Source organism: Mesorhizobium sp. A623 (assembly GCF_054489405.1).
Map to the genome: position 1 here is coordinate 441,073 of NZ_JBTMXB010000001.1, position 9,369 is coordinate 450,441.

Below are 9,369 nucleotides of genomic sequence, written 5' to 3' on the forward strand. Positions count from 1 at the left end.
ATGGCGGCAAAGATCGTACCGGCCCCGGATTACGAGGAGCGCGTTCGCGCCTCCTTCGCACGTCAGCAGGTCATGACGACCATCGGGGCCGAATTGACGCTGGTGACGCCCGGCATCATAGAAATCGAGATGCCCTATTCGCCGGCGCTGACCCAGCAGCACGGTTTCCTGCACGCCGGCGTCATCTCCACGGCGCTGGATTCGGCCTGCGGTTACGCCGCCTTTTCGCTGATGCCGGAAGATGCTGGCGTTCTGACCATCGAGTTCAAGGTCAATCTGCTGGCTCCCGGCAGAGGCGAACGCTTCCTGTTTCGCGGCTCCGTTACCAAGCCCGGCCGCACCATCCTGGTTGCCGACGGGCAGGCCTATGCCATCGCCGCCGATGGCGAGGCGCGCCTCATCGCCACCATGACCGGCACGATGATGACGGTGGTGGGCCGCGATGATATCGACGGCTGACCGGCTTCACCGGACGAAATCTGCTGTTGATACGCATAAGGCGTCTTGTGCGACGTTCGGGCCACGCCAAACCCATTGCGCCGACTCAACTTCTTCTCTAAACGCCCGCCATGAAGACAGCCAATCACTCCGACACCGTTCTTATCATCGACTTCGGCAGCCAGGTCACGCAACTGATCGCCAGGCGCGTCCGCGAAGCCGGCGTCTACAGCGAGGTCGTGCCGTTCCAGTCGGCGCAAGAAGCCTTTGACCGGGTCAAGCCCAAGGCCGTTATCCTGTCGGGCAGCCCGCATTCCACCGTCGACATCGGCAGCCCGCGTGCCCCGGAAGCTATATTCAAGGCCGGCATCCCCGTGCTTGGCATCTGCTATGGCGAGCAGACGATGTGCGCCCAACTGGGCGGCAAGGTGGAAGCCGGGCACGAGCGCGAATTCGGGCGCGCCTTTCTCGAGATCGAAGACGATTGCGCCCTGTTCGACGGCATCTGGGCAAAAGGCACGCGGCATCAGGTCTGGATGAGCCATGGCGACCGCGTCACCGCCCTGCCGAGCGGCTTCAAGGTGGTCGGCACCTCGACCGGCGCGCCTTATGCGGCCATCGCCGACGAGGCGCGAAAATTCTACGCCGTCCAGTTCCATCCGGAAGTGGTGCACACGCCCGACGGCGCCAAGCTGTTGCACAATTTCGTCCACAACATCGCCGGCTTGCGTTCCGGCTGGACCATGGCCGCCTATCGTGAACAGGCTGTCGAGGCGATCCGCAAGCAGGTCGGCAAGGGCAAGGTCATCTGCGCGCTTTCAGGCGGCGTCGATTCTTCCGTGGCCGCCCTTTTGATCCATGAAGCGGTTGGCGACCAGCTGACCTGCATCCTCGTCGACCACGGCCTGATGCGCAAGAACGAGGCGGCCGACGTCGTCGCCATGTTCCGCCAGCATTACAATCTGCCGCTGATCCTGGTCGATGCGGCGGACCGCTTCATCGGCGCGCTGGAAGGCGAGAGCGACCCGGAAACAAAACGCAAGACCATCGGCCGGCTGTTCATCGAGGTGTTCGAGGAAGAGGCCGAAAAACTGGGCGGCGCCGAATTCCTGGCGCAAGGAACGCTCTATCCCGATGTCATCGAAAGCGTGTCGTTTACCGGTGCGACCTCGTCGACGATCAAGTCGCATCACAATGTCGGCGGCCTGCCCGACCGGATGAACATGCAACTGGTCGAGCCGCTGCGCGAACTGTTCAAGGACGAGGTCCGGGTGCTTGGCAAGCAACTCGGCCTGCCCGAAAGTTTCATCGGCCGTCATCCTTTCCCCGGCCCCGGCCTGGCGATCCGCTGCCCCGGCGGCATCACCCGCGAAAAGCTGGAAATCCTGCGCGAGGCCGATGCCGTCTATCTCGACGAAATACGCAAGGCCGGCCTCTATGATGCCATCTGGCAGGCCTTCGCGGTGCTTTTGCCGGTGCAGACGGTGGGCGTCATGGGCGATGGGCGCACCTACGAATTTGTCTGCGCGCTGCGCGCCGTCACTTCGGTCGACGGCATGACGGCGGATTTCTATCCCTACGACATGGCCTTCCTCGGCCGCGCCGCCACCCGCATCATCAACGAGGTAAAGGGCATCAACCGCGTCGTCTACGACGTGACAAGCAAACCCCCCGGCACCATCGAGTGGGAATGATTTCTGCCCATCCGGACGTCGCAACAGAACGCCAGTGCGCGACCTAAGGCATTGATATAAATATGTCGGGAGTGATCGGCGTTTACTGGTAGGTCGAGTTCGGACGTGACGGCCTGCTGACGGGCCTTGGTCTGATTGTGCCTCTTGAATGTGTGGCAGGAGTATTGGAACACCGGCTTTCCCTCCAGCGATAAAACCCTATCTTTGCAGCATGCGCGCCAGCGACCTGCTTCATCCCCGCCCTGAAGGCCTTTATTGCCCACCCGGCGATTTTTTCATCGATCCGGTCCGGCCCGTCGACCGTGCGCTGATCACGCATGGCCATTCCGACCATGCCCGCGCCGGCCACCGCTCGGTGCTGGCGACACGCGAGACGCTGGACATCATGGCGCTGCGCTATGGCGACGGCTTTGCGGAAGCGACGCAGGCCGCCTCGATGGGCGAGACGATCGCGCTGGGAGGTGTCAGCGTCAGTTTTCATCCGGCCGGGCACGTGCTGGGTTCGGCGCAGATCGCGGTCGAGCATCAGGGCATGCGCATCGTCGCTTCCGGCGACTACAAGCGCAGGCTGGACCCAACCTGTCAGCCGTTCGAGGTGGTGCCCTGCGACGTGTTCATCACCGAGGCGACGTTCGGCCTGCCGGTGTTTCGGCATCCGCCCGACACGCACGAAATCGCGACCCTGCTCAAATCGACGGAACAATTTCCCGAGCGGGCACATCTGGTCGGCGCTTATGCGCTGGGCAAGGCACAGCGTGTCATGCGGCTGTTGCGCGATGCCGGCTATGACGGGCCGATCTATATCCACGGCGCGCTGGCAAGGCTCAGCGACTATTATCAGGGGCAGGGCATCGACCTGGGCCGGCTGGAGCCGGCCACGGTGGAAAACGGCGGCAAGGGCGATTTCGCCGGGGCCATCGTCATCGGTCCGCCGTCAGCCTTTGCCGACCGCTGGGCGCGGCGCTTTCCCGACCCAGTTTCGTGCTTCGCCTCGGGCTGGATGCGCATTCGCCAGCGCGCCCGCCAGCGCGGCGTCGAACTGCCGCTGATCATTTCCGACCACGCCGACTGGGACGAGTTGCTCCTGACGATCCGCGAGACTGGAGCCGGCGAAGTCTGGGTTACGCATGGCCGCGAGGAAGCGCTGGTGCGTTGGTGCGAACTGCAAGGCATCGAGGCAAAGCCGCTGCACCTCGTCGGCTATGAAGACGAGGGGGATTGATGAACCGCTTCGCCGAACTCCTCGACCGGCTGGTGCTGACGCCGTCGCGCAACGGCAAGCTTACCTTGCTCACCGATTATTTTCGCGCCACGGAAGACCCGGATCGCGGGCTGGCGCTGGCGGCGATTACCGGCGACTTGAAAATCGCCGCGGTCAAGCCGGCCATGCTGCGCGCGCTGGTGACCGAGCGCATGGACCCGGTGCTGTTCGGCTACTCCTACGACTATGTCGGCGACCTCGCCGAAACCGTGTCGCTGGTGTGGCCGCCATCGCCGTCCGCCATTCCGAACCACGCACCGACGCTGGCCGAAGTCGTGGAAAAGCTACAGGCGGCAAGCCGCTCCGACGGGCCGAAAGTGCTGGCCGGGCTGCTCGACAGCGCGGATATCGACGCGCGTTATGCCATCATCAAGCTGGTCACCGGCGGCTTGCGCATCGGCGTTTCGGCCAGGCTTGCCAAGCAGGCGGTCGCCAATCTCGGGCCCATCGATGTCGCCGAGGTCGAGGAACTGTGGCACGGGTTGGCAGCGCCCTACGCCGAGCTTTTCGCATGGCTGGAGGGCAAAGCGGACAAGCCGGAAAGGACGGCCAAGGCGCTGTTTCGCCCGGTCATGCTTTCCAATCCGGTCGGGGACAACGACCTCGAAAAACTCGATCCTGCCGATTATGCGGCGGAGTGGAAATGGGACGGCATCCGCGTACAGGCTGTGGCCGAAGGCGGCGTGCGGCGGCTTTATTCGCGTACCGGCGACGATGTATCTGGTGCTTTTCCCGACCTTGCGGACGCGATGGATTTTTCCGCGACGCTCGACGGCGAATTGCTGGTCGGCAGGCCGTCAAGCACCGGCACCTTTTCTGACCTGCAACAGCGGCTGAACCGCAAGGCGGTCTCGCCAAAGATCATGCAGCAATATCCGGCCTTCATGCGTTGCTACGATTTGCTGCAAGAGGGCGACGAGGATTTGCGCGGTCTTCCGTTTCGCGAAAGGCGCAGCCGTCTCGACGCTTTCGTGAAAACGCTCGATCCGGCCCGCTTCGACCTGTCGCCCTTTGTGGCTTTCGAGGATTGGCATGATCTCGAAAAACTGCGCAGCGCGCCGCCGCATCCGATCATCGAGGGCGTGATGCTGAAACGCTGGGATTCGCCCTATCTCACAGGGCGGCCGAAGGGCCCGTGGTTCAAATGGAAACGCGACCCGCACACGGTGGATGCCGTGCTGATGTATGCGCAGCGCGGGCATGGCAAGCGCTCGAGCTTCTATTCTGATTACACATTCGGCGTCTGGTCGGGGCCGGAAGGCGCGCAAGAACTGGTGCCGGTGGGAAAAGCCTATTTCGGCTTCACCGACGAGGAACTGAAACAGATCGACAAATATGTCCGTGACAACACGATCGAGCGCTTCGGCCCGGTGCGCTCGGTGCGCGCCGACCGCGACAATGGGCTGGTTCTGGAAGTGGCGTTCGAGGGGCTTGCCCGCTCCACCCGCCATAAATCGGGCGTCGCAATGCGCTTTCCGCGCATCTCGCGGTTGCGCTGGGACAAGCCGGCAGCCGAGGCCGACCGTATCGAGACGCTCAAGGCGCTGCTCGATAATTGAGCTGCTGTTATTCAGCGATAGAGACGCGGATCTGGTAAATGTCCACCGATTTGCCACCCCCGCCGAAATCGGAATTGACGGCGATGGTACCGGCGGCTCCGGGATGCTTGTCGGGGAACTGCACGTCGAACAGATATTCGTTGCGCTCGTTGCCGACCACGTATCGCTTGCGCCCGCAATCGCCCATATCACCGAAATTGCAGTCGACCGACATCTGCGTTTCCTTGCCTTCCTCGGCACGAGCCAGAATGTCGAAGACGGCGTGCTTGCCGGCCAGGCTTTCCAGAATGCCTTGGCCGACGTCGAAGCTGATTGCCGATCCGGAGGCGCCCGAGCGGATGCGTAGGAACGACCCGGTATCGTCCTTCATGACTTCGGCCCCGGCGTCGGCCGGTGCGCTGACCAGCGTGGGGTCGCTTGGCGAAAAGACCGTAATCCATTCGCGCGCCTCGTCCGCCTGGCCGGGCTTGAGCGGAACGCCCGGTGCTGCCGGCTGTTCGCCTTCGGCCGCCGAGGGCGAGGAGCCCGGCTGCACCGGCATCTTCAAGGCGCCGGACTGCAAGGCCCACCACAGGCCCGCGCCGAGTATGGCAAGCAATGCGAGGCCGAAAAGCAGGCCGAAAGAGGGCAGGCGGCGGCGCGCGGCGCGGCGCTCGTCCCTGTCGGGCATGACTTCGACGCCGCCATTGCCGCCGGCTTCCGACGCCGTGGAACCTGCAAGGATAGGCTCCAGCGAGATGTCGGGCACCGGCAGCGAGCCCGTAGCGGGAATGTCGAGCGAAGCCGTGCGACCGGCTTCCAACGCCGGATCCCGGTCGGAGACAGGCTTGTCCACGGTCGGTTCCGGCCCGACGCTCACCGACGGCGCTTCGACCGCCGGAGCCTGTCGGCCGACGGTTATTTCCGGCGCGACCCCGGCCACGGCCGGCAAATATTCCGATTCGATTTCGGCAATCTTCGCCTGCATCGACTTGCGGCGTTTGATCGCAATCTCGACGGTCGTCCCCGGATTGGCCTGCAGCGCCCGATCCAGCGCCGCGAAAGCCGACCGATAGACCTTTTCACGAAAGGCGCGATCGTCGGCATTTCCCTTTTCGAAGGCATTCCGGATCGCTTTTTCGATCGGGTCCAAGAAAGTTCCTCCGGGCGTCGTCCGCGTTGGCATGATCGTTAAACGCAGGCGGCCAGTCAATCAACGCCCTAACGGCGCATTCGTTTCGCGACAGGCGCGTGCGTCCCCTTGTTTCGTTCGCTCACCGGCGCATTCAGGCCCGAAAGGAAGCGACCCGGTGCCCCAAAATGCCCGAGGCTCCGCGGATTTGTTCGCGACCCCGCACCTGACCGCCAAACCCGGAAGTGAGCCACCTGCGCACGCCGTGCATGAATTGACGATAACCCATCTTGAATTTCCGCGGGCTTCCGTCTATCACCCACCGCAACTTGGAGGCAGCAGCTTCCAGGCGCCGCTTTAGCTCAGTTGGTAGAGCACGTCATTCGTAATGACGGGGTCAGGTGTTCGAGTCACCTAAGCGGCACCATTCCATCCAATAGAACGTAGTAAAATCAAATACTTACTAGAAACGCCGGGAATGCTATCCCTGCCTTGATCGCCCTTTCTTTTTCTGCTCGCCTGCATCCTTGACGCCTCACCCTGCCGGCGCGAAGGCGCGTATGGTTTGGGAGTGAAAATCCGAAGACCATGACTCGTCGCCAAGCTTTTACCCAATCTCAACTCCGCGCCGCCGCGAAGATTGCTAAAGAACATGGCGTTTCGGTGCGGCTTGATGCGGACGGCTCTGCAACAATTTCTCCGTCTTCGACCCCAGTCACCGATGGCGGGTTGGATCAGGAGATCGAGGCATTCGAGCGCCGGAATGCCGAGCGGGATGATTTCGCTGCCGCTATAGCAAAAATGGACCCGAATTCCCGCAAGATTTTATCGGGCGGATACCTTTGGGAGTATGACGACTTCAAAGCCGATGTTGCGAAGAAGCCACTGAATAAACGAGAGACTGCGACCCTGGAAGCGCTATCGAAATTCGGTGTCGGAGCGCTGGTTGGCTCTCGCCAAGTGAAAATCGGCCCTGATACGCAAGATCGGCTTGAGGCGCGGGGGTATATCGAAACTCGACCGCGGGAGAAGTTTCCCGACCGGGTGGGGTATTACCTCCTGACAAAGGAAGGGCTGACAGCATACGAAGACTCCCGCCACTGATGAGCATTGCTTGACATGAAGTCTGGGAGGATCGGGAAGGCCATGAAGCTGTTGACCGAGGCGCTATCGATCCTTGATAAAGGCGGACCGGAGTAGCTCTTGGGAGGAGCTTGGGATGCCAAAGAACCCACAGACCGATTGGGAGAAAGCGGCGCGGGCGCTGTGCACGTTCTACGGCCACCCCGAGAATGTGCTGATGAACGGCCGGCCTATGTGGATGAGCTACCTTGCCGAAGCGAAAGCGGTGTTGGGGGCGATAGGCAGGTTTGAGGACGTGGAGCCGGAAGGCAACGCGTAGGGATTGGGTATCTCTAGGGAGGGTTGCGAATGAATTACCTTCTATTTTCAGTTGTCATCGCACCGGGGCTGATCGGATTGCTCCTAACGCTCCTCTATGGCCCAAATAGGGGCGTCACCATTGGTGGCCTGCTGACGCTTATCGCAGTCTTCTTCCTTCTGATTTTTCAGGTGACGCCGCCGAATTTTTCCAGCGCCTGGGGGCTGATGCTGTTCGAGTGGTACCGGTGGATACCGGCGTTTCTTGTCGGCGCAGCCATTGGGTCGGTCGCGTTTCGACTTCGGAAAAGATAAAGAGGTTCAAGGGGAGACGGCTAATAGCATATCGGACAACGTCCTTCCCCAGACCAAGCACCCGAAGCTGATCGTCGTCGTCTCATTCAACCGTGGCGAGGATGGAGAACCATTCCCCGCGTTCGGTCCCGTTGATCAGCCGACCGATGAGCGAGCGATCCGAGCCGCACGTGCCTTGGCGGATAAGCCCATCGGCGTGATTGCCTGGAGCCGTTCAGCAAACCCAATATTGCTTGTTACGACTCGATCATCTACTTCGTCTGTGAAATACCCTGCGACTCTTCTTTGATCGGCATTCTGGAAATTCAGGGCGCGTTGGTTCGCGATCATGGGAGGGGACTTGATGCTGAACTGGTTGCAACAGCCTGTTTTGATCAAAGAGGAGTTGTCTGCCCAGGCGTTCGAGCCTGCTCGCCCTGACTATTATAAAGGCCCTCCCGGAAAATTACTCAGACTGCTGCTTCAAGCAAGAAAAGACTTTCTGTCGATCTGGCGTGCGAGCGACTTCACGGAGAATATTTCCAGCATTCGGGTGCTGCGGCGTCAGATCATCCTAATCAACTCTCCTGAGATGATCCGCGATATCATAGTCAACCGACACGAAAACTTTCAGCGCAAGAGCCCTCAAATGCGACGCGCGCTTGAATTCCTCATTGGTGATGGGCTGTTCATTTCCAACGGTGAAATTTGGAAGCAGCGCCGGGCGCTTGTCGCCGATATTGTCCATGCGAATCGAGTATCTTCCTTCGGGCCGATCATGCAACGCGCTGCGCTTGATCTGGTCGAGCGCTGGACGCATATCGCGGACGGAACCCGCATAAATGCCCTCCACGAAATGGCCGGATTGACCGCTGAAATCATTGCACGCAGCGTTTTCGGAAATCGGCTAGGCGCTGAAAGTGCTGCTGCCGTCACCGATGGGTTCACCCATTACCAGTCACTGGTGGACTCGATCAATCTTGGCTATTTCCTGGGCTTCGATGATGGTTTGCCGATCCTGCTAACGCCCCGGCTTCGCCGATCCGTCAAGCGCATTCACCGCATCATCGACAAGGTCGTCGAGGATCACCTTACGGGGCACAGCGACCATCATTCGATGGTTGATCTCCTTGTTCGCCGCCAGCAACGCAGCCCCGAATTGAAGTTGGACATAGCTGCACTGCGCAATGAGGCCGCAACCATATTCATGGCCGGGCACGAGACGACTGCGGCGACATTGACATGGGCCTGGTATCTGCTTTCAAAGGCAAAATGGGTAGAAAGCGGGGTTCACGAAGAAATCGAGCGTGTGTGCGGTGACCGCGTCCCTACTGTCGACGATGTGCCGCGGCTGGAATTGTGCAAGGCGGTCATCGAGGAAACGCTTCGGCTTTATCCTCCGGTGCCTATTCTAGCCCGACAGACACGCTCGGCCGACAGGATCGGGCATATTACTGCAGAAGCTGGGTCGATCATCCTGATCGTGCCCTGGCTGCTTCATCGCACTGGAAGCCTTTTTGACAACCCTCACCATTTTGAACCGGAGCGTTTCCTGAGAGTCGGACTCGAAAAGGCTTCAACTACATCCATATCTTGCAAGGCGTCTGGTGAGCATGCGGATATGGGCGATGG

At 60.9% G+C, this 9,369-nt stretch carries 9 protein-coding genes and 1 tRNA gene; 9 read left to right on the forward strand and 1 reads right to left on the reverse strand.

The features are described 5' to 3' along the window. From ACX3P1_RS02240 to ACX3P1_RS02255, 4 genes are all read left to right on the forward strand, one after another. The gene (locus ACX3P1_RS02240; RefSeq protein ID WP_459077889.1) at positions 1–459 is read left to right on the forward strand and encodes a PaaI family thioesterase; all 459 of its coding nucleotides are present in this window, start codon (positions 1–3) and stop codon (positions 457–459) included. A gap of 110 nt (positions 460–569) precedes the next feature. Next, a complete protein-coding gene (guaA, locus tag ACX3P1_RS02245) occupies positions 570–2,132 on the forward strand; it encodes a glutamine-hydrolyzing GMP synthase (RefSeq protein ID WP_459077890.1) in 1,563 nt (520 codons plus the stop codon). A gap of 211 nt (positions 2,133–2,343) precedes the next feature. Next, a complete protein-coding gene (locus tag ACX3P1_RS02250) occupies positions 2,344–3,354 on the forward strand; it encodes a ligase-associated DNA damage response exonuclease (RefSeq protein WP_459077891.1) in 1,011 nt (336 codons plus the stop codon). Further along, positions 3,354–4,952 carry a cisplatin damage response ATP-dependent DNA ligase gene (locus ACX3P1_RS02255; RefSeq protein WP_459077892.1) on the forward strand — a complete coding sequence of 533 codons (1,599 nt, stop codon included), beginning with the start codon at positions 3,354–3,356 and terminating at the stop codon, positions 4,950–4,952. The genes ACX3P1_RS02250 and ACX3P1_RS02255 overlap by 1 nt, the downstream gene beginning before the upstream one ends. Positions 4,953–4,959: 7 nt before the next feature. Here ACX3P1_RS02255 and ACX3P1_RS02260 read toward each other — a convergent pair whose 3' ends face one another. Next, on the reverse strand, positions 4,960–6,084 hold the full coding sequence (locus ACX3P1_RS02260) for a hypothetical protein (RefSeq protein ID WP_459077893.1): 1,125 nt from the start codon (positions 6,082–6,084) through the stop codon (positions 4,960–4,962). 330 nt (positions 6,085–6,414) lie between these two features. Here ACX3P1_RS02260 and ACX3P1_RS02265 point away from each other — a divergent pair. The 5 genes from ACX3P1_RS02265 to ACX3P1_RS02285 form a co-directional block, all read left to right on the forward strand. After that, positions 6,415–6,490 (forward strand) — tRNA-Thr (locus ACX3P1_RS02265). A gap of 161 nt (positions 6,491–6,651) precedes the next feature. Beyond that, a complete protein-coding gene (locus ACX3P1_RS02270) occupies positions 6,652–7,167 on the forward strand; it encodes a hypothetical protein (protein WP_459077894.1) in 516 nt (171 codons plus the stop codon). A gap of 115 nt (positions 7,168–7,282) precedes the next feature. Beyond that, positions 7,283–7,465 carry a hypothetical protein gene (locus ACX3P1_RS02275; RefSeq protein WP_459077895.1) on the forward strand — a complete coding sequence of 61 codons (183 nt, stop codon included), beginning with the start codon at positions 7,283–7,285 and terminating at the stop codon, positions 7,463–7,465. Between the two features lie 29 nt (positions 7,466–7,494). Further along, positions 7,495–7,758 (forward strand): hypothetical protein, encoded by a 264-nt coding sequence (locus ACX3P1_RS02280; protein ID WP_459077896.1) that lies wholly within the window; start codon positions 7,495–7,497, stop codon positions 7,756–7,758. A gap of 343 nt (positions 7,759–8,101) precedes the next feature. Further along, positions 8,102–9,369: cytochrome P450 (locus ACX3P1_RS02285; RefSeq protein ID WP_459077897.1), on the forward strand; the 1,268-nt coding region annotated here is incomplete at its 3' end.

What these genes read in the sequence shown, in the direction of transcription:
- ACX3P1_RS02255 (WP_459077892.1), top strand. Translation starts at nt 3,354, where the DNA reads ATGAACCGCTTCGCCGAACTCCTCGACCGGCTGGTGCTGACGCCGTCG.
- ACX3P1_RS02240 (WP_459077889.1), top strand. Translation starts at nt 1, where the DNA reads ATGGCGGCAAAGATCGTACCGGCCCCGGATTACGAGGAGCGCGTTCGC.
- guaA (WP_459077890.1), top strand. Translation starts at nt 570, where the DNA reads ATGAAGACAGCCAATCACTCCGACACCGTTCTTATCATCGACTTCGGC.
- ACX3P1_RS02280 (WP_459077896.1), top strand. Translation starts at nt 7,495, where the DNA reads ATGAATTACCTTCTATTTTCAGTTGTCATCGCACCGGGGCTGATCGGA.
- ACX3P1_RS02250 (WP_459077891.1), top strand. Translation starts at nt 2,344, where the DNA reads ATGCGCGCCAGCGACCTGCTTCATCCCCGCCCTGAAGGCCTTTATTGC.
- ACX3P1_RS02275 (WP_459077895.1), top strand. Translation starts at nt 7,283, where the DNA reads ATGCCAAAGAACCCACAGACCGATTGGGAGAAAGCGGCGCGGGCGCTG.
- ACX3P1_RS02270 (WP_459077894.1), top strand. Translation starts at nt 6,652, where the DNA reads ATGACTCGTCGCCAAGCTTTTACCCAATCTCAACTCCGCGCCGCCGCG.